Annotated in this window: 24 protein-coding genes, 1 other RNA gene and 1 pseudogene; 12 read left to right on the plus strand and 14 right to left on the minus strand. The window is 64.1% G+C overall.

The window, feature by feature from the left end; genetic code table 11:
• A pseudogene (locus Q0R16_RS15595) lies at positions 1–212 on the plus strand (UDP-N-acetylglucosamine 1-carboxyvinyltransferase); the annotation flags it as partial.
• Positions 213–222: 10 nt separating this feature from the next.
• Here the strand turns inward: Q0R16_RS15595 and Q0R16_RS15600 are convergent.
• From Q0R16_RS15600 to Q0R16_RS15620, 5 genes are all read right to left on the minus strand, one after another.
• Entirely contained in the window at positions 223–954 is a 732-nt protein-coding gene (locus tag Q0R16_RS15600) for an energy transducer TonB (protein ID WP_295638109.1), read from the minus strand.
• Between the two features lie 58 nt (positions 955–1012).
• A complete protein-coding gene (locus Q0R16_RS15605) occupies positions 1013–1330 on the minus strand; it encodes a hypothetical protein (protein WP_295638113.1) in 318 nt (105 codons plus the stop codon).
• Positions 1331–1417: 87 nt separating this feature from the next.
• Positions 1418–1657 (minus strand): ribbon-helix-helix domain-containing protein, encoded by a 240-nt coding sequence (locus Q0R16_RS15610; RefSeq protein WP_295638116.1) that lies wholly within the window; start codon positions 1655–1657, stop codon positions 1418–1420.
• Between the two features lie 215 nt (positions 1658–1872).
• The gene (gene phbB, locus Q0R16_RS15615) at positions 1873–2595 is read right to left on the minus strand and encodes an acetoacetyl-CoA reductase (protein ID WP_295638119.1); all 723 of its coding nucleotides are present in this window, start codon (positions 2593–2595) and stop codon (positions 1873–1875) included.
• Between the two features lie 163 nt (positions 2596–2758).
• Complete coding sequence (locus Q0R16_RS15620) at positions 2759–3577, minus strand: hypothetical protein (RefSeq protein ID WP_295638122.1); 819 nt, start codon at positions 3575–3577, stop codon at positions 2759–2761.
• Positions 3578–4014: 437 nt separating this feature from the next.
• Here Q0R16_RS15620 and Q0R16_RS15625 point away from each other — a divergent pair, with 437 nt between their 5' ends.
• The 10 genes from Q0R16_RS15625 to Q0R16_RS15670 all read left to right on the plus strand — a co-directional run bounded on the left by Q0R16_RS15625 (position 4015) and on the right by Q0R16_RS15670 (position 16140).
• Positions 4015–4500 carry a DUF3576 domain-containing protein gene (locus tag Q0R16_RS15625; protein ID WP_295638124.1) on the plus strand — a complete coding sequence of 162 codons (486 nt, stop codon included), beginning with the start codon at positions 4015–4017 and terminating at the stop codon, positions 4498–4500.
• 67 nt (positions 4501–4567) lie between these two features.
• Positions 4568–7093: a leucine--tRNA ligase gene (gene leuS / locus Q0R16_RS15630; RefSeq protein WP_295638127.1), complete on the plus strand. Its 2526-nt coding sequence runs from the start codon at positions 4568–4570 to the stop codon at positions 7091–7093.
• The gene (gene lptE, locus Q0R16_RS15635) at positions 7090–7581 is read left to right on the plus strand and encodes an LPS assembly lipoprotein LptE (protein WP_295638130.1); all 492 of its coding nucleotides are present in this window, start codon (positions 7090–7092) and stop codon (positions 7579–7581) included. Before leuS ends, lptE begins: the two co-directional genes overlap by 4 nt.
• A gap of 1 nt (position 7582) precedes the next feature.
• The gene (gene holA, locus Q0R16_RS15640; protein ID WP_295638133.1) at positions 7583–8593 is read left to right on the plus strand and encodes a DNA polymerase III subunit delta; all 1011 of its coding nucleotides are present in this window, start codon (positions 7583–7585) and stop codon (positions 8591–8593) included.
• 254 nt (positions 8594–8847) lie between these two features.
• Positions 8848–10308, plus strand: a complete 1461-nt coding sequence (locus Q0R16_RS15645; RefSeq protein WP_295638136.1) for a sugar transferase — start codon at positions 8848–8850, stop codon at positions 10306–10308.
• 183 nt (positions 10309–10491) lie between these two features.
• On the plus strand, positions 10492–10797 hold the full coding sequence (locus Q0R16_RS15650; RefSeq protein WP_295638139.1) for a hypothetical protein: 306 nt from the start codon (positions 10492–10494) through the stop codon (positions 10795–10797).
• Between the two features lie 156 nt (positions 10798–10953).
• Positions 10954–12438, plus strand: coding sequence for an O-antigen ligase family protein (locus tag Q0R16_RS15655; protein WP_295638142.1), 1485 nt, complete (start codon positions 10954–10956; stop codon positions 12436–12438).
• Positions 12435–13142, plus strand: a complete 708-nt coding sequence (locus Q0R16_RS15660; RefSeq protein WP_295638145.1) for a polysaccharide biosynthesis/export family protein — start codon at positions 12435–12437, stop codon at positions 13140–13142. The genes Q0R16_RS15655 and Q0R16_RS15660 overlap by 4 nt, the downstream gene beginning before the upstream one ends.
• Before the next feature lie 17 nt (positions 13143–13159).
• Positions 13160–15373, plus strand: a complete 2214-nt coding sequence (locus Q0R16_RS15665; protein WP_295638148.1) for a polysaccharide biosynthesis tyrosine autokinase — start codon at positions 13160–13162, stop codon at positions 15371–15373.
• Complete coding sequence (locus tag Q0R16_RS15670; RefSeq protein ID WP_295638150.1) at positions 15373–16140, plus strand: hypothetical protein; 768 nt, start codon at positions 15373–15375, stop codon at positions 16138–16140. The genes Q0R16_RS15665 and Q0R16_RS15670 overlap by 1 nt, the downstream gene beginning before the upstream one ends.
• Positions 16141–16151: 11 nt before the next feature.
• Here the strand turns inward: Q0R16_RS15670 and Q0R16_RS15675 are convergent, their stop codons facing one another.
• The 4 genes from Q0R16_RS15675 to Q0R16_RS15690 form a co-directional block, all read right to left on the minus strand.
• Complete coding sequence (locus Q0R16_RS15675; protein ID WP_295638153.1) at positions 16152–16721, minus strand: putative colanic acid biosynthesis acetyltransferase; 570 nt, start codon at positions 16719–16721, stop codon at positions 16152–16154.
• Positions 16718–17875, minus strand: a complete 1158-nt coding sequence (locus tag Q0R16_RS15680; protein ID WP_295638156.1) for a glycosyltransferase — start codon at positions 17873–17875, stop codon at positions 16718–16720. The genes Q0R16_RS15675 and Q0R16_RS15680 overlap by 4 nt, the downstream gene beginning before the upstream one ends.
• Complete coding sequence (locus tag Q0R16_RS15685) at positions 17872–19434, minus strand: O-antigen polymerase (protein WP_295638158.1); 1563 nt, start codon at positions 19432–19434, stop codon at positions 17872–17874. The genes Q0R16_RS15680 and Q0R16_RS15685 overlap by 4 nt, the downstream gene beginning before the upstream one ends.
• 74 nt (positions 19435–19508) lie before the next feature.
• The gene (locus tag Q0R16_RS15690; protein WP_295638161.1) at positions 19509–20642 is read right to left on the minus strand and encodes an acyltransferase; all 1134 of its coding nucleotides are present in this window, start codon (positions 20640–20642) and stop codon (positions 19509–19511) included.
• Positions 20643–20949: 307 nt separating this feature from the next.
• Between Q0R16_RS15690 and Q0R16_RS15695 the strand changes: the two genes are divergently transcribed.
• A complete protein-coding gene (locus Q0R16_RS15695; protein ID WP_295638163.1) occupies positions 20950–21588 on the plus strand; it encodes a class I SAM-dependent methyltransferase in 639 nt (212 codons plus the stop codon).
• Positions 21589–21600: 12 nt separating this feature from the next.
• Here the strand turns inward: Q0R16_RS15695 and Q0R16_RS15700 are convergent, their stop codons facing one another.
• The 5 genes from Q0R16_RS15700 to Q0R16_RS15720 form a co-directional block, all read right to left on the minus strand.
• Positions 21601–22578, minus strand: a complete 978-nt coding sequence (locus tag Q0R16_RS15700; RefSeq protein WP_295638166.1) for a UDP-glucuronic acid decarboxylase family protein — start codon at positions 22576–22578, stop codon at positions 21601–21603.
• Between the two features lie 159 nt (positions 22579–22737).
• Positions 22738–23201: RNase P RNA component class A (rnpB, locus tag Q0R16_RS15705), an RNA gene on the minus strand.
• A gap of 6 nt (positions 23202–23207) precedes the next feature.
• On the minus strand, positions 23208–23912 hold the full coding sequence (locus tag Q0R16_RS15710; protein WP_295638170.1) for an N-acetylmuramoyl-L-alanine amidase: 705 nt from the start codon (positions 23910–23912) through the stop codon (positions 23208–23210).
• Between the two features lie 30 nt (positions 23913–23942).
• Entirely contained in the window at positions 23943–24554 is a 612-nt protein-coding gene (locus Q0R16_RS15715; protein ID WP_295638173.1) for a histidine phosphotransferase family protein, read from the minus strand.
• Positions 24555–24740: 186 nt separating this feature from the next.
• Positions 24741–25190: M67 family metallopeptidase (locus tag Q0R16_RS15720; RefSeq protein WP_366857828.1), on the minus strand; the 450-nt coding region annotated here is incomplete at its 5' end.

Below are 25190 nucleotides of genomic sequence, written 5' to 3' on the forward strand. Positions count from 1 at the left end.
GTACTGCGGTCGTCCACGGCGTGGGCAAGCTGACCGGCGCCGAAGTGATGGCGACCGACTTGCGCGCCTCGATGAGCCTGGTGATCGCGGGACTTGCGGCCGAGGGCGAAACCCAGGTCCACCGGCTGTACCACCTCGATCGCGGGTACGAGCGGCTCGAGGAAAAGCTGGCCTTGCTCGGCGCGCAAGTGGAGCGGGTCGGCAACGATTGAGCGCGCCGGGTCAGTTCGGCCCTGACGGCTGCCATTCCTGATCGTAGTCGACCAAACCGGAAATCGCGCGGCCTTCGGCATCGCGCGCCGGGTTGAACCGGAACCGCTGTAACACCAGCCGGCAAGTCGTCGCATCGAGCGAGCCGTAGCCGCTGGAGCGGGTGACGCTGCAGCCGACCGGACGCCCATCGGCCGAGACGCGGATTTCGGTTTCGGTGGTGCCCCGCGCGCGGATCGCGCGGGCTTCGGATGGATAATCGGAATCCTTGATCTTGCCGCCGATCCATTCGGGATCGTCGCCGCCATCACCCTCGCCATCGCCATCACCGCCCGATCCGGTGCCGTTGCCCACTCCGCCCGCGCCGCTGCCCTGCCCGGCCAGCGCTGCGCCGTTGCTGGCGCCGGCTTCGCGGGCAGGCGTGGCCGATGCGGGAACAAGCGGCTTGGCAATCGTGATCCTGGGCGCGAACACGGGCGCCGCATGGGCTTTCGCCGCAGCAGGAGCGGCCTTCCCGGCGTCCTTGTGGTGGCGTTGGGGCGGTGGAGGCGGGGTCGGCCGCGGCTTGGGCTCGGAGAAGGTCATCGCGGCGATCGCGTTGGACACTTGCGTTGCCGAATGTCCGGCGAGCCCGAACAGCAGGCCCATCACCAACGCCACTTCGATAGCCCCGGCGAGCAGGGCCGATACCAGCCGCGCAGGCACATGGCGTCGCAACGCCCCGTGCCTGCCGTCCTGCGTCACTTGCACGGAAAGGCCAGCGGCAGCCGGATCAATCCGGCCACCGCAGGCAAATTCGTGATCAGTTGCAACGCTTGTCCGCGGTAATCGTGCGATCGATCGCACGGCCCGCGAGCGCGCCGCCCGCAGCGCCGACCGCGGTGCCCAGCAAGCCGCCGCCGATGACCTTGCTGCCGAGCACGGCGCCGCCAACGCCGCCGGCGATCAAGCCGGTCGTGCCGCTGGATGGGCGGCAATTGCGATAGCGCGCGGTGCTCTGGTAATGGCGCACTTCCTTGTGGCGGCTGCGCGCCTGGGCGTCGGTCGCCATGCCGGGCAGCGCCAACGAGGCCGGGATGGCCGTGGCGATGGCGGCAAGGGTCAGGATTGTCCGTCGCATAAATTCTCTCCTCATGCAGATTTGCGGTTTGTGCAGCTTAACCCATTTCAAGGCGAATGGTTGCTGAATGTAATGTCGGCCTGTCGTTCAGGTTGCGCGGGTCAGGTCGGCCGCCAGCCACAGCCGGATTGCGCCAGCGAGGCCTGGTGGCGTGACGCAGGCAATCCGCTCGGCATCGATCCGCGCGACCAGTGCGTTGATCGGCTGCCCCTCGCGCGCGGCGGCGGCGCGCAGAAGGTCCCAGAACAACGGTTCGAGGCTGATCGAGGTCTTGTGCCCGGCGATCTCGACCGAGCGTTTGACTGGAGGGTGGTAGGGGGTGGGCATGGATTGGAATGTCGCGTGTTGGTGCGGATCGGCCTTATTCCCGTCCGTCCCGAACTTCTCGAACTTCTCGAAGGACTGTTCTGTTTCCGCCACCGTAGAAAGCAAGGACAGTCCTTCGACAAGCTCAGGACGAACGGATCACTGCAAGGTCATCACACTCTACGGCCTCCGCACTGCTGGCCGCTACGGTTGCTGCCGCGATGTGACTGCAACCGTCAGTACATATGCTGCCCGCCGTTAATGCTCATCGTCGACCCGGTCACGAACCCGGCATTGTCCGAGCAAAGGAACACAACGCCGCGCGCAATCTCGCTCGCATGGCCCAATCGCCCGACCGGGATCTTCGCCACGATCTTCTCCAGCACCGCCGGCGGCACCGCTGCCACCATGTCGGTATCGATATAGCCCGGCGCGATGGCGTTGACGGTTACGCCGAACTTGGCGCCTTCCTGCGCCAGCGCCTTGGTAAAGCCGTGGATGCCCGATTTGGCAGCGGCGTAGTTGACCTGGCCGTATTGGCCCGCCTGTCCGTTGATCGACCCGATGTTGACGATCCGGCCCCAGCCGCGTTCACGCATTCCGGTAAAGCTGGCCTTGGCCATATTGAAGCAGCCGCCGAGGTTGATGCGCATCACCTCGTTCCAGTCCTCGAAGCTCATCCGGGCGAGCGTGCCGTCGCGCGTCACGCCGGCGTTGTTGACGACGATGTCGAGCGAGCCGTGTTCAGCGGCTATGCGCGCGCAATTGTCGATGCAGGCTTCGTGATCGCCCACGTCCCACTTGGCGGTGGCGATGCCCGTGCTGATACTGAAGGCTTTTGCCTTGTCATCGTTGCCGCAATAGTTGGCGATGACGGTGCAGCCCTGATTCTTGAGCGCGATGCTGATCGCCTCGCCGATGCCCCTGGTTCCGCCCGTCACGATGGCCACGCGTGTCATGCTCGCTCTCCCAATGGTTTCCTTTGGGAAGGAGACTATGGCGAGCGTGGGCACGCAGCAAGCCGCCGATACAAAAAACCCCGCCCGAAGCAGCGTTTGCGATCGTATTCATGGAGAAATCGCCGGGGCGCACGCGCGCTTGCCCGATGACAGGCGCCAACCGTCAGAAGTGGAACTGGGTTCCGACGTAAACCGCCTGGCTGTCCTTGGTGGTATCGGTCTGCGCGCGGAGCGTGTCACGCTCGGTCGAGTAGCGGATTCCCGCGGTCACGTTGAGGTTGCGCGACACGCGATAGCTGCCGCCGACATCGACCTGATAATCACGCTGTCCATCGAGCAGGCGAGGAGTGCGGCTGGCCTTTTCGCGCTGGTCGAGTTCGATCCGTGGCGCGAACCGCGGCGCCTTGGCGCTCTTGCCCGCATCGGCGGGCAGTTTGGTGGCAAGATCGAACCCGCCGAAATCCGGGCCAGAGAAGTCAGGGCCGCCGATCTTGGGGATGGCCTTTGGCACGATCCCGCCACTGGCAAAGCTCTGGTAGCCGTGCGCCAGGCCAAGGTTGAACCCGACCGGTGCAATCCGCACCCCACCAAGGCCGGATTCGGCCGGGCCGCCGGCCTGTGGCCCGCGAATCGCGATGGCATCCACCACCGAACGATCGATCCGCACTGCAACCGTGACCGAGCGCGTGGGCCGCGATTCGGTGCCGGCCGGTGTGAAGCGGAACATCTGCGCGTGGCTGAGCGCGCGCACGGTGATCTGTTCGAGCAATTTGGGATCGACCGAAGCCGGGGTGAACGAGCCGATCGCGCCGCGCGCGGCCAAGCTGACGTGGCTATCGAGCGCGCCGTTCGAAAACGCGTTCCCGATCGCCGGCGCAATCAGCGCTCCGCCGATAATCGCCGTGCCGAGCAACAGCGGCGCGCGCAAGTGCAAGCGCTTGTTGCGCCCCCGCTCACTGTGCCTGCCATCGAACCCGAACATCAAAACGATCCTCAATCCTGCAACCACGGCACCAACCGATGCTGCGCGACTCGCCAAACGCTGCTCGAAAGAGTGCGCGTAGCTTTGATGTAGTGAAGGTTGCGCACTTTATCTACCCTTGCGGACAACAATCGAAACTTGGCGGCCGGGTGTTGCGCAATTTCCACAAGGTGTAGTTCGGACCACAACAGTCCACGACGAGTTCATCGTGCATTCACCGCGCTCTGCACCACTTGCAGTGGCAGGCCGCGCTGCCGGGCGTGCGGGATGCCCCGCGCATCTCACCGCTTGCCGCGCGCCACAAGTGGGTGATAGAGGCCCGAAGTGCCACCCGCAAGCCGTGGGCCAGGCACCGCAAGACGTCGGGTAGCAGGCCTTGCCAACGGCCTTCGCGCTCCGGATCGGCACTCGCGCGTGCAAGAAGGACGAATTCGATCGTGAGCATTTTCAGCCAGAATACTATCCCCAGCAGCCGCCGGATCGGCACTTTCATCGCGCGCGGGCTCGCGATTGCCGCGGCGACCACACTCGTTGCCGGATGCGCCCACCATCGCGGATCGGGACCGAAGAAGGAACAGCTTGCTGCAAGCAAGGTCACCACGATCGGCGTCAACGCCTATTTGTGGCGCGCGAGCCTTGAGACGCTCTCGTTCATGCCGTTGATCCAGACCGACAGCAACGGCGGGGTGCTCGTCACCGACTGGTACACCAACCCCAAAAACCCGGGCGAGCGCGTCAAGGTGACCGTCTCGATCCTGGACCAGGACTTGCGCGCCGATGCCTTGCGCGTCGCCGCCAGCCGGCAGGTGCAATCGAGCGGACAGTGGGTCGACGCGCCGGTCCAGGCGGCGACCGTGCAGAAGCTCGAGGACATTATCCTGACCAAGGCGCGCGATCTTCGGCGCAACGCCTATAAGGGCTAATCTGACCGGCTTGCAGTGCCGTTGCAGTGCGGTTGCAATGCCGATTTGAACGGTTAGAGCGACGCCCATGACTTCCGAACGTTTCGATTTCGCCGCGGCCGATCCGCGCTGGCAACACATGTGGGACCAGCGCCAGACTTTCCGCGCCGATGACGCCAGCGCCAAACCGCGCAGCTATGTGCTCGAGATGTTTCCCTATCCTTCGGGGCGCATCCACATCGGCCATGTCCGCAACTACACGATGGGCGACGTGCTCGCGCGCTACAAGCGGATGAAGGGTTTCGAAGTGCTCCACCCGATGGGGTGGGATGCTTTCGGGATGCCGGCCGAAAATGCCGCGATGGAAAAGGGCGTCCACCCCGGCGGCTGGACCCGCGCCAACATCGCCACGATGAAAGCACAGTTGAAAAGGCTGGGTTTTGCGCTCGACTGGAGCCGCGAACTGGCGACGTGCGAGCCTGACTATTACGGGCACGAACAAGCGCTGTTCCTCGATCTTTACGCGGCGGGGCTGGTCTATCGCAAGGAATCGGCGGTCAACTGGGACCCGGTCGACCAGACCGTGCTGGCCAACGAACAGGTGATCGACGGGCGCGGCTGGCGTTCTGGCGCGCTGGTGGAAAAACGCAAGCTTTCGCAGTGGTTCCTGAAGATCACCGACTTTGCCGACGAGCTGCTCGACGGGCTGGACAGCCTCGACAAGTGGCCCGAGAAGGTGCGGTTGATGCAGGAGAACTGGATCGGCAAGAGCCAGGGTGCGCTGTTGCGGTTTGGCCTGTCGGACGGTGGCCAACTTGAGGTTTACAGCACGCGGCCAGATACGATTTTCGGCGCCAGTTTCATGGCGGTCGCCGCCGATCATCCCATCGCGCAGGGTGTAGCGGCGAGCGATCCCAAGGCGCAGTCGTTTATCGAATTGTGCCGCGCGGGCGGGACCACCGCAGCCGAACTCGAAACCGCCGAAAAGCTGGGCTTCGACACCGGCCTGACCGCGTGCCATCCGCTGACCGGCGCCGATGTGCCCGTCTATATCGCCAATTTCGTGCTGATGGATTACGGCACCGGCGCGGTGATGGGCGTTCCAGGGCACGACCAGCGCGACTTCGAATTTGCCACCAAGTATGCGCTGCCGATCATGCGTGTGGTCGCGAAATCGGCCGAGGAAGCCGACCGGCCCTTCGTCGGCGAGGCTGAAAACGGCGACGGCGTACTGGTCAACTCGGGCGAATACAATGGCTTGAGCGTCGAGACCGGCAAGGCCGCAATCATCGCCAAAGGCGAGGCCGAGGGCTGGGCCGAAGGCAAGACCGTGTGGCGCTTGCGCGACTGGGGCGTCAGCCGCCAGCGCTATTGGGGCACGCCGATCCCGTTCATCCATTGCGATGCTTGCGGCGTGTTGCCTGTGCCCAAAGCGCAGTTGCCGGTGGTGCTGCCCGAAGACGTCGACTTCCAGACCCCCGGCAATCCGCTGGTGCGGCATCCGAACTGGAAGCACGTTGACTGCCCGCAATGCGGCAAGCCGGCGATGCGCGAGACCGACACGCTCGACACTTTCGTCAACAGTTCGTGGTACTTCCTGCGCTTCGCCAGCCAGCCGGCGGACAAGCCGTTCGACCGCGAGGCTATCGCCAAGTGGCTGCCGGTAGAGCAATATATCGGCGGGATCGAGCACGCGATCCTGCACTTGCTCTACGCCCGCTTCTGGACCCGCGCGTTGCAGCGGATCGGGCTGATCGACGTGGCCGAGCCATTTGGCAGCCTGTTCACCCAGGGGATGGTGACGCACGAGACTTATTCGCGGATCGACGCCGACAATGGCCAGCCGGTCTATTTCAGCCCCGGCGAAGTGAAGCGCGAAGCCGATGCGATGGTCTTGCTGGCCGATGGCCGGCCGGTCGACATCGGCCGCGTCATCAAGATGTCCAAGTCCAAGAAAAACGTCGTCGACCCCGACAGCATGCTGGGCAAATACGGCGCCGACGCGATCCGCTGGTTCATGCTTTCGGACAGCCCGCCAGAGCGCGATCTGCCGTGGTCCGAAGCCGGGATCGAGGGCTGCGCGCGCTTCGTCCAGCGGTTGTGGCGGCTGTTTGGCCAGATCGATCCGGCGGCGACCGGAGAGGATAAGCCGCTCGACCGCAAGCGCGACCAGACCGTCCACGCCATCGCGCAGGACATCGAGGCGCTGGGCTTCAACAAGGCGGTGGCCCGGATTTACGAACTGACCGGGGCGATCGAGAAGGCCGCACCCTCGGCCAGCCGCACCGCCGCAATCCGCGCGTTGCAGTTGCTGGTCTCGCCGATGATGCCGCACCTGGCCGAAGAAGCCTGGGCCGCCGCCAACGACGACAAGCTGATCTCCGATGCCGCCTGGCCGACTTACGATCCCGCGTTGCTGGTCGAAGACGAAGTCACCGTGGCGATCCAGGTCAGGGGGAAGCTGCGCGACACTGTGACCGTGGCCAAGGGCACCAGCAACGAAACCCTTGAAGCGCTTGCCCTGGCCAGCGACAAGGTCCAGCGTGCGCTTGATGGTGCGACAATTCGGAAAGTGATCGTGGTGCCCGACCGACTGGTCAACCTGGTGACATGAGCCGCAAATTCGCCTCGTTGATGCTGGCCTTCACGCTCGCCGGCTGCGGTTTGCAGCCGATGTACGCGGGCGGCGGCAGCGGAATAGTGGCGCAAGGGCTGGCCGCGGTCGAAGTGTCGCCGATTGCCGGCCAGCAAGGCTGGCTGATGCACAATGCGCTGGCCGATCGGCTGAAGGCCGGCGGGCAGACCAGTCCGCGTTACCGGCTCGACGTGCGGCTCGATGACAAGCTTGAAGGGCTGGGCCTGCTTTCGGACAACACCGTTACGCGCGAACGGCGCACGGTCCGCGCGCGCTACCAGTTGGTCGACACGGCATCGGGCGAGATCCTGCTCGACGCGACCGCGGGTTCGGACGCAGGGATCGATGTGGTGTCGAGCGAATATGCGGTGATCGCGGCCGAGCAGACCGCGCTGGAAAACCTTACGCGCGAAGTCGCGGACCAGATCGTCAGCCGCGTTGCGGTGCGGTTGCGTCCCACGAAATAGCGTGAAAGCCACCCAGAAGAACTTCGCCGCCACCGCTGCCAAAGCGGTTCGCGAAGCGCGCATCTTCTATTTTTGCGGGCCCGACGAATCGGGATCGAGCGATGCCGCCGCCACCATCGCGCGGCTGCTGGGCGAAGCCGAAAAGATCGAGTTTTCGGGCTCCGAACTGCGCAAGGATTCCGCACGGCTGGCCGACGAGGCGCGTTCGGTGTCGCTGTTCGGTGACAAGCGCCTGATCCAGGTTCGCTGCACCGGCGACGAAATCTATGATTCGGTCGAAGCCCTGGTCGCCAGTCCGGTGGCAGGTTGGCCGGTGCTGATCGTGGCGGCAGGCGCCACCGACAAGTCGCGCGTGGCCAAGCTGCTGGCTGATCGGCCCGATGCGCTGGTGGCGATGTTCTATGCGCCCGATGTACGCTCGGTGGCGCAAGTGGTGCGCACGATGGCCGATGGGCTTGGCGTGCGGTTGAACGACGATCTGGCCGAGCGAATCGCCCGCAATGCTGCGCTCGATGCGCGAATGGCGCGCAGCGAGGTCGAAAAGCTGGCGCTGTATCTCGATGCCAGTCCGCAGGCACCGCGTACCGCAGATGTGCAGGCGCTCGATGCGATCGGCGCGGTCAATGAAGACGATGGGCTGATGCCGCTGGTCAACGTGGCATTGGGTGGCGAATCGGGGCGACTTGCCGGCGAACTTGCGCGGATGCGCGAACTCAACCTCAATCCGGTCGGGATCCTGCTGATGGCGGAACGGCGCGCAGCACAATTGGCGCAGCTTTCGGGCAAGCTCGACAAGCGCGGCGATATCAATGCCTTGCTGGAACAGGAACGCGTGTTCTTCCGCGACAAGGCCGACATCGCCAACCAGATGAGGCGGTGGCGCGGGCGCAAGCTCGAACGGCTGCTGGCCAAGCTGGCGGACCTGCATCGGGCACTGCTGGCGGACAGTCGCAACGCAGAAGTGCTGCTTGCACAAGGCCTTGCGGAGATCACGCGCGCTGCCGCGCGGTAACGCCGGTGCTCGTTTCAGGTGCGGTGCACCAGGCTCGGTCTGCGGCAATGGAAGCATGATGCTGACTCGCAACGATTTGTCGACGAACTGGCCAGCTCTGGGACGTTGCCGACTTAAGCCTTTGCATAATCATCCGATTCGGTTATTTCAGCTCAAGTAGTTTCACGTAAACTTGCTTGGTAAACGTGTGAACGCGTTGGTGCGGGGGGCCGCCGCAATTTCGCACTGCAGCAATCGATCGGTCGGCTCCTGAAATGAACGCACTCGATAAACGGATGATGCTGGAGGTCGCACGCGATGAGCGTCTGGCCGAGCGTCATCCGGCGTGCGATCCGGCCACAGAGACGCAGCGCGCGCCACAGCGGATTACGTTGCCATTGGCGCCATCGCTCGAACGGCGGCGTTTGCGTAGCCACATATTGATGCTGGTGCTCGATACGGTGGTGATCCTGGGCGGATTCATCGCGATCAGCCTGCTCTATTTCGGCACCTGGGATGAAGCGGCCACCTTCCGGCTCGCCAACATGCTGTTGCCGATCTACTGGACCGCGGCGGCGGGCATGCAGGTCTATTCGACCCGATCGCTCACCCAGCCCAGCTTCGCCCAGCGTCGCGCGGTGATGGCGCTGCTGCTGGCGATGGGCATTGTGCTGTTCGTGGCGTTCTTGGCCAAGGCGAGCGATCAATTCTCGCGCCTGAGCACTGCCGCCAGCTTGCTGCTCATCATGGGCGGGCTGGTGCTCGTGCGCTGGATCACGCGGCCGATGCTGCTGCGAAAGCTTGGAGCCAACGCCGAAAACGTGCTGGTGATCGACGATGGCGGGGCACCGGTGCGGGTGCCTTATGCCTATCATATCGACGCTCGGATGCACCGCCTGACCCCCGATCTTGCCGATCCGCACATGCTCGACCGCGTGGGCATGTTCATGGCCAACATGGACCGCGTGCTGGTGACGTGCCCGCCCGATCGCGCGTTGGCGTGGTCGCTGATCTTCAAGGGCGCCAACATCCAGGGCGAGATCGTCGATCCGCAAGTGCTGGCCTTGGGCGCGCTTGGCGCCCGGCGCGGGCGGGATTTTGGCGCACTGGTAGTCTCGACCGGACCGCTCGGGCTTCGCGCGCGTCTGCTCAAACGGGCCTTTGATGTGGCATTCTCGAGCGCCGCGATCGTCGTGCTTTCGCCGCTGCTGCTGGCTGTGGCGCTGGCGATATGGCTGGAGGATCATGGTCCGGCGCTGTTCATCCAGCCGCGCACCGGGCGCAACAACCGCTTCTTTCCGATCTACAAGTTTCGTTCGATGCGGCAAGCGCGCGCCGACACCAAAGGCGATCGCTCGGCCAGCCGCGACGATGACCGCGTGACGCGGGTCGGGCGGTTCATCCGCCGAACCAGCATCGACGAATTGCCGCAACTTTTCAACGTGTTGCGCGGCCAGATGAGTGTGGTCGGGCCGCGCCCTCATGCGATCGGCAGCCAGGCGGGTGACAAGCTGTTCTGGGAAGTCGACGAACGGTATTGGCTGCGCCATTCGCTCAAACCCGGCTTGACCGGGCTGGCGCAAGTTCGCGGCCTGCGCGGCGCCACCGACCACGAAGACGATCTGGCGGGCCGGCTCAACGCCGATCTGGAATATATTGCCGGTTGGTCGTTGTGGCGCGACATGCGGATCGTTGTCGCAACGCTGGGTGTGCTGATCCACGATCGCGCTTTTTAGGGTATTACGGGAAAGTTTCGGGATCGATTTCAGGGTCTGCTGCGTTGGGATGGGTGCAGGCATATCGATCCGATTTCGCAGTGTGGCAAAGTCTGGATTTGTACCGCAACTGCGAAAAAGGAATCGACTTGGCGGTTAATTGCGTGTTAGGTCCGTTGTGAACATACTTCAGGAGACGTCTCAGTGAGCGCAAAATTGGTTTCGATCTTGGCTGCTGCCAGCATGCTCGCAGTCAGCGTCCCCGCCTTCGCTTCGGTCGAAACGCGTTCGTCGGACGCCATTCCCGCAGCGAGCGCTGCCAAGGCACATTCGCGTTACGCCGATGATACCGAAAAGAAGAAGCCGGCACGCGCCGGTCGCGCTGCGCGCGGTGGCACTGAAGGCGCCGGTGGCGGTGGCCTTGGCGTCAGCACCGGCGTGCTCGCTGGCCTGGCCGGCATTCTCGGCGCGATCGGCATCGCCGTTGCGGTTCAGAACCGCTCGAACTGAGCGTCACACGCATTTTCTGCCGTAAAGGCAGTCGAGAAACCCCCTTCGTTGAAGGGGGTTTTTCTTTGTCATTGATTGGTCCACCATTGCGTCCGTTATTGAGCGGTTCGTGATTGCGGTAATTTGTGCGACGAAGAAGGTGGAGTTTTCGCAACCGTGATCGAAGCGCACCTGGCCAGCGATCGTGCCGCCGAGCAAAATCCGCGAGGCTTGCTTGCAGCTTTGCTGATCGGGCTGGCGATGATCTTCGGTGGCGGTGGCAGCACTGCACCAGCATCCGAATTGGCGCTCGAAGCATTCGCGGCGGCGATTTTGGTCGGAGGGCTGTGGCTCGATCGTTCACGCGCGCTGTGGCGCGCACCGCGATCGCTCTGGATCATCGTGGCATTGGCGATTGCTGTTCCGACATTGCAACTAGTACCGTTACCACCTGCGATCTGGCACCGGCTGCCCGGCCATGACGTCGAGCGCGCCGCGCTTGCGCTCGTCGGGCAAGCCGATTCGTGGCGCGCCTGGTCGGTAGCTCCGTCGCGGACGCTGGCTGCCTTGCTGTCGCTTGGGCCCTGCCTGCTGGTCATGGTGATGACCGCGGGCTTGGCTCGCACCGGCCGCACGCAAATCGTGGCGATGGTTGCCGCAATCGGCGGACTGGCACTGCTGATCGGTGCTGCGCAACTGGCCGGCGGAGATGCCGGAGCATTTCGATTCTATGGCACACGGTCAGGCAACCTCGAAGGCTTTCAGGCCAACCGCAATCATGCCGCAGACGTGCTCTTGATCGCCATGGTGGCCTTTGCGGCTGCGGCGCGCGAATGGCAGAAACGCTGGCGCCCGGTTCAGGCTGGCCCGGCCTTATCCGGTCTGGCTCCATCCGGTCTGGCCTCATCCGGTCTGGCATTTCCCGCCGCGGTGGTCGGCGTGACCGCGCTGTTCTCGATCGCGACGATCGTCACCGCATCGCGCGCCGGCGCCGCGCTGTTGCCGCTGGGGTGGCTGGGGGTCTTGCTCGTGATCCGACCGTGGCTGCGGTTCGATCGACGCGCCTTGGTTGCGTTGGCGCTGGTGGCAGTGATTGCCGCGCTGGCTGGTGCCTGGTTCGTGCAGCACAATCACGTCATCGCCCGCATCGCCGCACGCTTCACGTTCGACCAGGCAATTCAGCAGGAATTCCGCCCCAGGATCTGGGCAGACAGCCTTTACGCCGCGCAGGCCTATTTCCCGTTCGGGTCTGGCATGGGGACATTCGTGCCGGTGTTCCAGGCTATCGAGCGGCTCGAAAATGTCGATGTCTTCCTCACCAACCGCGCGCACAACGATTATCTCGAACTGGCGATCGAAGGCGGTATTGCAGCCCTTGGCGCGCTGTTGATCATCGTTGCGATCATCTTGCGCCGCGCGGCAGCAAGCATTCGCCGACCGCCGGCTGAGTCGATGCCGCAGGTAGTCTTTGCGCTGGTGACACTTACCGTAATTGCGCTCCATTCCCTTGTCGACTATCCGCTTAGGTCGATGTCCCTGCAGTGCCTCGCCGGGCTTGCAGTCGGGTTGCTGATGGCCTCATCCGATTCGCAGCGGAATAGGCCTGGCCAGAACCCACCCGGGATGCCGCGCGAGACGGCTTCGATGAAAGACGAACTATGAGAGTGATTGGTACCCTGCTTCTGGCCAGCGGCATCGCGGCGACGCTCGGAGGCTGCTCGACCAGCCTTGGCGATCGCCCGCTTCCCGCCGGAGAACAAGCCTACCAGGCTATTCCCGCGCGCGTGGCAACCGATCTTACCGAAGATTCCGCGATTGCCGCGGGCGACAAGGTGTCGATCAAGGTGTTCGGCGAACCGGCGCTGACCTCGGACAATTACATCGTGCAGAACGATGGAACGCTGCAAGTTCCGCTGGTCGGTGAATTGACCGTCGAAGGACGCACCCCGCGTCAGGTCAGCGCTGAACTGACCACCAAGCTCGGCGCCCGCTATATCCGCGATCCGCACGTTGCGGTGGCGATCCTCGAAAAGCTGCCCACCAACATCACAGTCGAAGGCGCGGTCGCACAGCCTGGCATCTACCCGGCCGGGCCTCGCACCACGCTGCTTGAAGCATTGGCGCAGGCGAAAGGCCCGACCGCTGCCGCCCTGCTCAGCGATGTCATCGTGTTTCGCACGATCAACGGGAAGCAGGCCGGCGCACGCTTCAACATCAACCTGATCCGCCGCGGCCAGGCGGCAGATCCGCAAGTCTTGCCGGGCGACAAGGTCGAGGTCATCACATCGAAGGCCAAGGCGACCTTCCGCGATGTGTTGGCCGCGCTACCCGCGCTCAACACTTTCATCCTTTTCAAATCGCTCTGAGGCGCACTCCCTTGGCCATGAACCCCTCCCCCAACGATCCCCGGATGCCTTACGTGGCGGGGGATTCGCATGATGAACTGCCGCAGCATGGTGGCAGTGGTCGCTCCGCGTTCGATTTCCGCTACATCACCGCGGCGATCCGCTCGAACCTGCTGCTGATCCTTCTGATCGTTGCGGCCTTCGTCGGCATCGCGGTCGTGGTCACGATGCTCGATACGCCGCGCTACACCGCCACGGCCACCGTGCAGATCAATGACACCACCACGCGCGTGCTCGGCCAGCAGCAGGAAGATTCGCAGCAGGAGATGATGGGCGGGCTCGATACTGACCGTTTCCTCAAGACCCAGATCGAAGTGCTGCAAAGCCGCGGCCTGGCGATGAAGATTGTCCAGAAGCTCAAGCTCGCCGACGATCAGCGGTTCTTCGCTTCGCAGGAAGTGGAATTGCCCAAGGGCTTGCCGGCAGACCAGCGCGAACGAATGGCTGCAGCCCTGGTCCAAGGCAATCTCAAGGCCGGGTTGCCGCGCGATTCGCGGATCGCCACGATCAGTTGGACCGGCACCGACGCCGCCACTTCGGCGCGGATCGCCAATGCTTATGCCAACGAATTCATCCAGACCGACCTGCAACGCAAGTACGACAGCTCTGCCTATGCGCGCAATTTCATCTCGGACCAGCTTGCCGGCACAAGGGCGCGGCTCGAACAATCGGAGCGCGCGCTGAACACCTACTCGCGCGGTGCCGGCCTGATCAGCACGCGCGATGCGCTGACCAGCGCGTCCAACAAGGACGGCGGCAGCGGTGGCGGTTCGGTAACGACCAGCAGCCTCGTCCAACTCAACACCGTGGCCAACGACGCCACCGCCAAGCGCATTGCCGCCGAAGGCGAATGGCGCGCGCTCAACAGCGGTTCGCTGCTCAGTTCCACGGCAGTCGCCAACAACCCCACGGTCTCGCTGCTGCTGGGGGAAAAGGCCCGGCTCGAATCCGAACTGCAGCAGGAACGGTCGACGCACCTCGATGGCTACCCGACGGTGCGTGCAAAAGCGCAGCAGCTCGGCGCGATCGACAAGCAGATCGGCCAGATCGCCAACAACGTGCGTGAAAGCGTGCGCGCGCAATACGCCGCCGCCGCCGAAACCGAATCGAAGCTCAAGGCACAAGTGTCGCAACTCAAGGACGAGACGCTCGGCGAGCAGGACCGCACGGTGCAATACGCGCTGCTGGCGCGCGAAGCCGATACCAACCGGCAGGTTTACGATGGCCTGCTGCAGCGCTTCAAGCAGCTCAATGCCTCGGCCGGCATCAGCCTCAGCAACATTTCGATCGTCGACAGCGCCGAAGTTCCAGGTGGGCCATCGTCACCCAACCTGGTCAAGAATGTCCTTGCCGGGCTCATCCTCGGCATCGGCCTTGCGGCTGCGACCGTGTTCATCAAGGACCAGTTCGACGATTCGATCCGGGTCCCCGAAGACGTGGAGAACAAGCTGTCACTCCCACTGCTGGGCGTGGTTCCGCGCACGCACGGCGACGATCCAGACATCGCGCTGGCCGACCCCAAGTCGCCGATTTCCGAAGCGTACAATTCGCTGCGAAGTTCGCTGCTGTTCTCGACCCCCGATGGCCTGCCGCACATCATGCTGGTCACCAGCGCGCAGCCGGCCGAAGGCAAGACCACCAGCAGCTTCGCGATCGCCTCGTCGTTCGCGCGCATGGGCCGCAGTGTCCTGCTGATCGATGCCGATTTGCGACGCCCGTCGCTGCATCGCCGGATCGACTACGACAACCAGCGCGGCTTCTCGACGCTGCTGACGACGCAGGATACGCTCGAAAGTGCGATGCTGGCATCGTCGGTGCCCAACCTGACGCTGCTCACTTCGGGTCCGATCCCCCCCAGCCCGACCGAACTGCTCACCAGCGTGCGGATCGAGGAAGTGCTCCAACAGGCAGCGCGGCAGTTCGACGTGGTGATCATCGACAGCCCGCCGATCCTGGGGCTGGCGGATTCGCCGCAGATTGCCGCGCTGGCCGATGGCGTGGTGTTCGTGGTCGAAGCCGATCGCAGCCGTCGTGGCGCGCTCAAGACCGCACTGCGCCGCTTGCGCGCGATGCGGCCGGTGCTGCTGGGCGTAGTGCTGACCAAGTTCGATCCGTTGAAGGCGGGCAACCGCTACTCCGAATATTACGGCTACGAATACTACCAGTACAGTTCGTCCAAGGCTGACACCTGATGCCACGCACGGCGCGCGGCCGCCGCGCGTCGCTGCGCGGCCCGATCATCGCGACGGTGCTGGCGGCGGTCTATGCCGCGGTGGCGCTGGCGAATGGCGCTGACCGGATTGCCTCGACCAAAGAGGCAAAAGCCCTGCACTTCCCGCGCGCGCTGGCGGTCGAATCGCTCGGCCTGGCCGGTGAGCGCGCGATCGCCGACGCGCGGTATGACGATGCGTTGTCGATCGCCCACAGCGCCGTCGCACGGGCGCCGATCGAACCATCGAGCACAGCGCTGCTCGGCGCGGCCTGGCTGGGCAAGGGCGATGAAGACCGCGCCCGCGATGCGTTCACTGTGGCTGGCCGGCTCGGCTGGCGCGTCCCGCTGACGCAAGCGTACTGGATGCGCGCGGCGCTGGAAGCCGACGACACGCGCATCGCCGCGCTGCGGCTCGACGCGTTGCTTCGCCAGCAACCGGCGTTGTTGGCTGAGGATCGGCTGTTCGCTCCACTCGAAGGCAGCCCTGAACGCCGCGCGGCGCTGGTGTCACGGCTGGCCACCCGCCCCCCGTGGCTGGCGGACTATGTCAACGATCACGGCGCCGCGAGCCGCGAGGCCATGCTGCGGCGCGCGTCGGTCCTGCTGATGCTGGCTGCCACCGGCCAGCGACTGGGCTGCGACATGATCCGCCCTGCGGCCGTGCGGCTGGTGGTGCTCAATGAGCCAGCGGTCGCGCAGCAGGTGTGGCGCGCGCATTGCGGCAATGCACCGATGCCGCAAGCCTGACCGTCAGCCGGTCAATCTTCCTTGCGTAAACCGCGCGGCTTGCGGAAGCTTGCCGGATTGCCCGAATAGACCCCGCCGGCTTCGGCGTTGTCGAACAGCGCCGCGCGGGCGCCCAGCACCGCACCATCGCCAATCTGCACGCCCGGCCCGACGAAGGCTTCGGCCGCGACCCAGCACCCGGCGCCGATGATGATCGGGCGGAGGACCAGTTGGAAATGCGGATCGTGGATATCGTGCGTCGAAGCGCACAGATGCGCGCGCTGCGACACGACCGTGCGCGCGCCGATGGTGATGTAGCCCTGGTTGTAGATCCGCGCGCCCGGGCCGATCAGCACGTTTTCGCCGAGTTCGAGATTGGCCGGCAGCCATATCGACACACTCGCATGAACCCGCGCGCCCTTGCCCATCCGCGCCCCGAACGCGCGCAGGATCAGCCGACGCCAGGCGTGGAGCGGCGGCGGGGTAAACCGGGCCAGCACCAGCCAGGCCATCATCCAGACCACCCGGGTGAGCCGGTTGCGAAGCGAAAAACTTGCCCCACCGTCGAGCGGGCGGGTCACCTGGGCATCGAGCAAGGTCAACGCACCGCCTCCGTTTCAGCGATCGCGTCGCCATAAGCCCGGCCCCAGCGATGCGCCACCGTGCTTGCGGAAAAGCAGCCACGCGCAAGGCCGAGCGCGGCTTGGGACATCGCCAGCCACGATATGTCATCGGCGGCAAATGCGGCATCGATGGACGCGGCGATCTCTGCCGGCGCATGGCCGCAACGCAGCGCCGCTCCGGCCGCAAAGCCTTCGTCGAGATGGCAATCAGCGGTCATCACCACCGGGGTGCCCGCGGCCCAGGCCTCGAGAATCGCCATCGGCAATCCCTCGCTGAGCGAGGGCAGCACCACGAACCGCGCCGAATCGAGCAGCGCCTGCTTGGCCGCTCCGTAGATCGGCCCGAGAAATTCGACGGAACCGTCGCACCCGCCGACTGCCGCGCGTAGCTCCTCGACGTCCGCCTCGTCTCCCCACCCGGCGATCACCAGACGCGCACCGGGCGGCCTGGTCGCCAAGTGCCAGCCCTTTACCAGCGCGATCAGGTTCTTCTTGGGGTGCACACGGCCGATATACAGCAGCAAAGGGGCCCGGTTCGAAACTGGACCGGCAACCGCATCGGGCCCGGAATTGGGGATCACCAGGCTATCTTCCCGTCCGCTTTCGCGTGCGATGTCGCTGGCCTCGCTCTCGGTCAGCGCATGGAGCGCGGTGGCGCGGCGCCAATTATCCCGCTCGTAACCCGCGCGGGCGAGTGCCTTTTTCCAACGTCCACGCGCGGTGATCCAGCGATCGAGCATACCGTGCGGCGATACGATATAAGGCCGGCCCGTGTTCCTTGCCCATCGAGCACCCGCGCGTGAGGGATACATCCAGATCCCGTGCAAGTGCAGTGCATCGAGCCGCGCCGCGCACAACTCCGCCAGCAAGTCGGGCGCATACCCGATCTGGCGCGGCCCGCGCATCGTCGAAAGCTTGACCGCAGCACCGCCGAAGCGGGCAAGATCAGTCGCGACCGGCTGGTCATCGAGCGCGAAAACAAGCGGTTCGCCACCCAGTGTGCGGATCAGCCCGGCTTGCGCGACCACCGCTTCGAACACACCGCCGCCGGCGCGCGATGCAAAGGCGGTCAGCAAGCCGATGCGCTTTCCAGCAATGGGGCCGGCACTGGCCCCCGCGACAGCCTCGGTCATCCTCCGATTGCAGGGTCGGGCCGGGTCCCGGGCAACTGGCCGAGCGCCTCGCGCCGACGCCGTACGGCTGGCGGCAGCATTCGCGCCGCAGCGGTTGCTGCCGCAGCGCGTCTGGTGACGACTGCGGGCATGGCGGGCGCAGACATGGCGGGCGCAGGCACCGCACCACCGACTGCCACGACCAGTGCCGGTCCGCTGCGCGCCCGCTGCATCCGCAATCGCCAGGCGGCGCGCAGCTCGGCAGCCGTCGGCACCGACATGAACCGCGCGATCAGATACCATACCAGGATCGGGACCATGAACATGCCCAATTGCTTGACAAAAGTGATCAACTGCCCGTCGCGGAAGAAGGCGATCAAAGATGGCATGTAGACGCAATACGCAGCGGTCTGCAGCGTGGTCTGTCGGCCTTCGGCAAATTTGCGGTAAACGCGGCCCAGGATGCCGCCCCACAACCCGCACCAGATCACGACGCCCAGCCAGCCCAGCGCATACCAGCCCTCGCCCGGCAGCGAGCGGGTCATGCCGATCGGGAAGCCATAATTGAACAGGAAGATGCGCCGGAACGGTTCACCGATCGGCTTGCCCGACCACAGCACGCGCGGGACCGGTTCGGTGAGCACCTGGAAGTTGTCGAGGAAGTAGTCGTATGTCCCCGATCGCTGCGGCACCGCGTAGACCAGGTACTCGAAGAACTCCATGTTCCCGTAGTCCATGCTCTCGAGCGTGCGCAGCTTGACCCGATTGTCTCCGGTCAGGATCTGCTCTTTGGCTTCGGTGCCCAAGGTCTGGCGGATCGACGCCCCACGATCGTCGCCCACCATGCGGAACAGCAGGATCGGCAGCAGGGCAAGTGCCACTACGCGCCACGAGGGCAGGCGGATCTTGCGTTCGTAAGCGAAGAACAGCGCCGCGATCATCAGCGCATAGACGAACATGATCCGCGAACCGGTCATCGAGCGATAGATCACGAACAGCACCAGCGGGGTCATTGCCAGCGGGCGGAAACGGCCGATCCAGGCCAGCAATCCGCACAATGTCACGAACATGAACTGCGCGTCGGTAAGGTAGCCGTTCGACGAGGTGTTGATGAACGCCCCGGTGCCTCGGTCCAGGATCATGCCCTGCACGAAATCGCCGCCCAGGAAGCTCTGCGTGCTGCGCAACGCCGAGTAGAGCGCGACCGGGCCGCAGATCGCCCAGACCCAGATGAACACTTGCGTCAGCCGGCGCCGTTCGACCTCGTCGATCGCATCGCGACGAAATTCCATCGGCACGTCGCCTTGTTGCAGGCAGAAAAACGTGAAGGTCAGGAACCCGAGGTTGGAGGCGTAGATGACCGTGATCTTGTCCGACATCGATGGCATGAAGTCGTAGGCCGCATAAAGCCCCTCGAACGTCATGAAATAGGCAACAATCGGCCGCACCACGAAGATCACGAAGTGGAAGATCAGGTAGATCATCAGCGGATTGTGGATATTGAAGCTCGGCCGCCGGACGACGAACAGCAACACGACAATGAACGAGATCACCGATACCGCCAAACTCAGTTCATACATCTGCCATCCTCGAAGATTTGTCTGGCCTGCCTGCCGCGCTGGCTGGCTTCAACGGCGATCGCACGCCGTTTGCCTTACCCGAACAATTTCCACGCGTCGATGCGCCGCCGCATCGGTGTTTCGAACATTTGCAGCGAAATCAGCCCTGCAATCCCGATGATCAGCCAGGTCAGCACCGTGACCAAGACCATCGCGGGCACGCCAAGGTGCAGCACCTTGTCCGCCAGCCCGTTCAGCAAAAGCACGATGATCAATGCGTGAAGCATGTAGACCGAGTAGGTCAACTGGCCGAGTGGTGCGAGCCGCCGGATCAGCGCGCTGCGCACCGGCACCGTATCGGCGAGCAGCGCAGACACCGCGGTCAGATAACCGAGCGCGATGATGACCATGCGTGGCACCAGCGCGAACGAGGCCAGCATCGTTGCCAGTGCCAGCGCGATCGCGGCCAGTCCAAGCCAGCCCGGCACGGCGAATGCGTCACGTTCGGCCCACACGACCATGCCGAGGTAGAACGCGGGCACGGCGCGCCAGGCTGAAAAGCTTTCACTCATCGGCACCAGCCCATCCAATTGCCAGATCGCAAAGCCGAACAGTCCTCCCAGCACCGCAATCCGCACCAGGCGCGGTGCGCGCAAGGTCGTGAGCAGCAACGGAAACAGCAAGTACGCCGCCATCTCGGCGCTGATCGACCAGTTGACGCCGTTGGGCGGCTGGCCCCCGCAGCCGATCCAGGCGTGGACAAGCAAGGCGCCTTCGATCAGGCACCGCGCCGATAGCGACGGCTGGGTGTTGAGCGGCGCGTTGAAACGCAGCAGCACGACGTAAAGCAACCCCATCGCGACCAGGGTAGCCAGATGCAGCGGCATAAGCCGCCCGATCCGGCGCTGCATGAACGTGCCGAAGTCTTTCCAGCCGCGCATCCGACCGGCGTAGACATAAGCGATGACAAATCCAGAGATCACGAAGAACACGTCGACAAAGATCGTCAGGCCCTCGGTCTGGCGGTGATTGGCCTCGCGCATCGTGCGCGGCACCAGGAATTCGCAACTGTGGCAGAACACGATCGCGCAGGATGCGATGAAGCGCATCACGTCGATCGTCAGGAGTTCTCCGCTCGCGCTGTACAGCGGTTGCAAGCCGAACCAGGTCCGTGGCCGGTCGAGTTTTCCACTTCCGGCCGGCATCTTGTCGTTGCGCTCAAGCGTCATAAACAGATTTCCGGCCTTCCATCGGCATGAATGCGTGACATCAGGCTCGCGCGGCAATGTGAAATGCGCTTCCAACAATCATGTTTGGCGTCCCTGAAGCGGTGCTGACCCGACCAGCATGGCAGGGGAAGAAATATTCGGATATTTCGCGGCATTTGACGGCAACGCCTGATCTAAATTGGTTACCCATGGCGATGACGCAATGCAACATGCGTTGCTTTTCACGGTAATGGCCGAGGGGCTGGTCAGGAGCGCATTGCTATGGCCCGGCTCTTGCAGTCGACGGACGTCGTGCTAGGCCGACTGCATGAACTATGAATACCCTGATTTTCAGGCTCTGCCCGACCCCAGCCACCGGCCGATGTACCTGGCTGGCGTGGTGCAAGCGCTCAGGGACTTGCCGCAAGGGGCAAGCGTTCTGGACGCCGGTTGCGGTGGGGGCGATTTTTCGGTCGGCCTGGCCGAAGCGGGCTTTACCGTTTTTGGCAGCGACTTGTCCGAATCGGGAATAGCGCAATCGCAGCGCCGAGGGATCGGAACGTTCAGGCTTTCGTCGATCTACGATCCGCTGGCGGCACCGTTCGGGCGTGAAACATTCGATGCCATTGTCTGCATAGAAGTCATCGAACACCTTTACAGCCCCGCAACCTTTGCCGCTGGCGCAATGCAGGCGTTGCCACCGGGTGGTCTCGTCGTGATCTCTACGCCGTATTGGGGCTATCTGAAAAACCTTGTCCTCGCACTCACCAACCGGACCGACCGGGCTTTGACGGCCTTGTGGGAAGGTGGCCACATCAAGCACTTTTCGCGCAAGACCCTCACGCAGCTCATGACCGATGCGGGCTTTGAAACCGTCGGCTTCAAGGGATGCGGCACCGGCGCGCGCGGATTGGTGCCCGGGCTGTGGAGCGGCATGCTCATGACGTTTCGCAAGCCGCGCCGGTAAACGCCGCGGTCGTCAGTTACCGGCAGCCACCACTTTTGCAAAATAGTCGATCGTGCGCTCCAGCCCCTGGCGCAGCGGCACGGTCACGTCCCAGCCAAGCTTGTCCTTGGCCACCGAGATGTCGGGCTGGCGCTGCTTGGGATCGTCCTGCGGCAGCGGCTGGAACACCAGTTGCGATTTGGCGCCGGTCAATTCGATCACCAGCTTGGCCAGTTCGATCATCGTGAATTCGCCAGGATTGCCCAGGTTGACCGGCCCGGTAACGTGATCGGCCGAGGCCATCATTGCCATCATGCCCGCCACCAGATCGTCGACATAGCAGAACGAACGCGTCTGGCTGCCATCGCCGTAGATCGTGATGTCCTGGCCCTTGAGCGCCTGCACGATGAAGTTCGACACCACGCGCCCGTCGTTCGGGTGCATGTGGGGCCCGTAAGTGTTGAAGATGCGGATCACCTTGATCGCCAGGTTGTGCTGGCGGTGGTAATCGAAAAACAGCGTTTCGGCGCAACGCTTGCCTTCATCGTAGCAACTGCGCGGGCCGATCGGGTTGACGTTGCCCCAGTAACCTTCGACTTGCGGGTGGATCGAAGGATCACCGTAGACTTCGCTGGTCGATGCCTGAAGGATCGGCACGCGCAAGCGCTTGGCCAGGCCCAGCATGTTGACCGCGCCGATCACGCTGGTTTTCGTGGTTTGGACCGGATCGAACTGGTAGTGGATCGGCGAGGCCGGGCAGGCGAGATTGTAGATTTCGTCGACTTCGATGTAGAGCGGGAAGGTCACGTCGTGACGGATCAGCTCGAACGACGGATGATCGAGCAAGGACGCGACGTTGTTGCGGGTCCCGGTGAAGAAGTTGTCGACGCAAAGCACCTGATGGCCCTGTTCGATCAACCGCGCGCACAAGTGCGATCCGATGAAGCCGGCACCACCAGTTACAAGAACACGCTTCTGCACCGAGTACCGCGAAGACCGTTCCGTGCTCATCGTATTCCAATCATATGTTCAGGTGGGCGATAGCGGCCCTTGAAAGAGCCGATTGCAAGGTAACCGCCTAAGCGACCGGTCGGTTCGGCGCAACCCGCCAAGTTGTTTGGCGCATTGGCAAAATGATCTTGCCAATGCGACTGCTCGCTTTTCGGTAAAGTTACCAGGGGGCCTGTAAGCCGGGTTCTGTCTTCCCGGTCGGTATCCTGCCAGAGCGAATCTGTGCGGGACCGGACCGGAATGGGCAGCCATTCCTCTTGGCGACGCGTTGCCGCGTGCGCTCTAGCGACCAACCCGGGCGATCGGGTCCAAAACCAACCCGCAAGCGGCCCGAAAGCCACTTGCATGCCGCCCCTATTCGGTCTTGCTCCGGGTGGGGTTTGCCATGCCGCGGCCGTTGCCGGCGCGCGCGGTGCGCTCTTGCCGCACCCTTTCACCCTTGCTGCCCCGAACCGAAGTCCGAAGGTTAGCGGTCTGCTCTCTGTGGCACTTTCCCTAAAGCGTGACCTCGGTTTTTGACCGAAAGTCCCACCCCGGCGGGCGTTACCCGCCACCCTTGTTTCGTGGAGCCCGGACTTTCCTCGGCAAAAGCAAGCTTTTGACGCGGCTGCCCAGCCCCCTGGTGTGGCTTACCTAGCATGCCCGAGATCGCGTTCCAACAGCAGCTCGAACAGCAATGCCCCGACTTCGCCATCGATTTCGCCATCGATGCGCTTCGGGCGCCAGCGCCGCTGGAATGCGCGCAGCGCGGCGTGACCGTCGGTAATATCGTAGCCGAAGCGTTCGAGCGCGAGGTAAAGTGCGCTATCGTTGTCATAGACCAGCCGCATCTTCAGCCTGGGGATCGGCAGCGCCAGCTTGTACCGCGCCAGCAGCGGCCAATCGAACAGCTCGCCCGGATCGTCCTTGCGCGCCGGCGCCACGTCCGAGTGGCCGACCACGTTGGCATAAGGAATTTTGTGCCGCTTGACGATGTCGGCCAGCAGCGGGATCAGCGCTTCCATCTGCGCCAGCGGAAACGGACGATAGCCCCATTCGTGGCCCGGATTGGCCAGTTCGATACCCACGCTGGCCGAATTCACGTCGGTGATCCCGCGCCAATAAGCCTGCCCCGCGTGCCAGGCGCGCTTGTCTTCGGGCACCAGCCGCGTGACTTTGCCCGCCTCGTCGATCAGGTAATGCGCCGACACTTGCGACGCCGGATCGGTCAACCGTTCGAGCGCTTCATCCGCCGTCGGCATCCCGGTGTAGTGCAGCACCACCATCGACACCGGCGAGCGCCGCTCGTTCCAGTTGGGCGAGGGCACTTCGTTGTGGACAAGCCATTGATCCATCGGCCAGCGGTCCATCTCGATGGCTTTCCGTCAGGCCGCCGGAAGGTCCGCCCCGAGCACCAGCGCGCCTTCGTCACGCGCGAACTGCAAGTGGCCGCCGTGGCTTCGGGCAAGCTGGTGGATCATCGCCGCCGCTGCGGTCCGGCTTGACAGTTCAGCCACCGGCAGATGGCCTTCGAGCGCCGCGCCGATCGTGGGATCGAAAGCGATGCGGGCGCCGGTGGCGCGCACCACGATCTCGGTCCGCCCCTCCAGCAGTTCCGCCGCGATCGCCAGCGTTCCGCCGCGCACCAGCGCCTCGATCCCCATCAACGCGAAGTTGAGCAGCACCTTGACTGCCGATTTGGGCAGCGCATCGGCCGAAACCATCCATTCGAGCGTGATCCGCCCGGCGCCGCCGATCAGCCCTTCGATCACGCTGCGCGCTTCGGCGACGGGCACCAGCGCATCGAATCCGCCGGCCGCGCCGAACGCCAGCCGAAAGAAGCGCAACTTGTCGGCCGAGCTTTTCGCGCTCTGTTCGAGCAGTTCGAAGCAGCGCTGGCGCATCTGCGGGTCTTTTTCCTCGGCGAGGAGTTCGAGCCCGTTCGACAGCGCACCCACCGGGCTGAGCAGATCGTGGCACAGCCGCGAACACAGCATCGCGGCCAGGTCGAGGCCGCCGACCTCATTGGTGGGAGCATCTGGGTTGGTGGGAGCATCGGGAAGCAAGGTAGCCATCGTCAGTTTACCCGACCTTTCAAAACCTGGGTTGACGCAATTGACGGTATCCCGGGCGTGAATGTCGCCCCTCCTCCCGGGTGACCCCGCCGCGTCGCAGCCCTACCCTTAACCATCCGAGAGCGCATAGGAAAGCGCGACGAACCCTTGCGGCCCATCGCGCCAGAATCGCACCTCGCGCCCCGCCACGATTGCCCACACTTTTCCATCACCGCTGGCCTGGCGTTGGTCCTCGGCCGATGGCTGCGCGAGCCCGGAAGGGTGCGAATGGTAGTAACCCAGCAGTATCGCGCCGCCGCTGCGTTCAGCACGATGCGCGGCGATCAGCGCGGCAGGATCGAGTTCGAAGAAGCGCTGCGGATCCGCTGCCAGATTTGCGCAAGGTCGCGCCTCGTCGATCGTTCCACCCGCGCCCAGCAGCAACCCGCACGCTTCCTTCGGCGCGGCGCCCGCGGCAGCCTCGATCAGCGCTGCCAGCACGGATCTTGTCACGATCAATTCGCTACCCATCTTGGTGAATATGGGGGCAAATGTGACGATACTGCAAGGCGTGATCGC

This window comes from Novosphingobium sp. (assembly GCF_025351285.1).
GTDB lineage: Bacteria > Pseudomonadota > Alphaproteobacteria > Sphingomonadales > Sphingomonadaceae > Novosphingobium.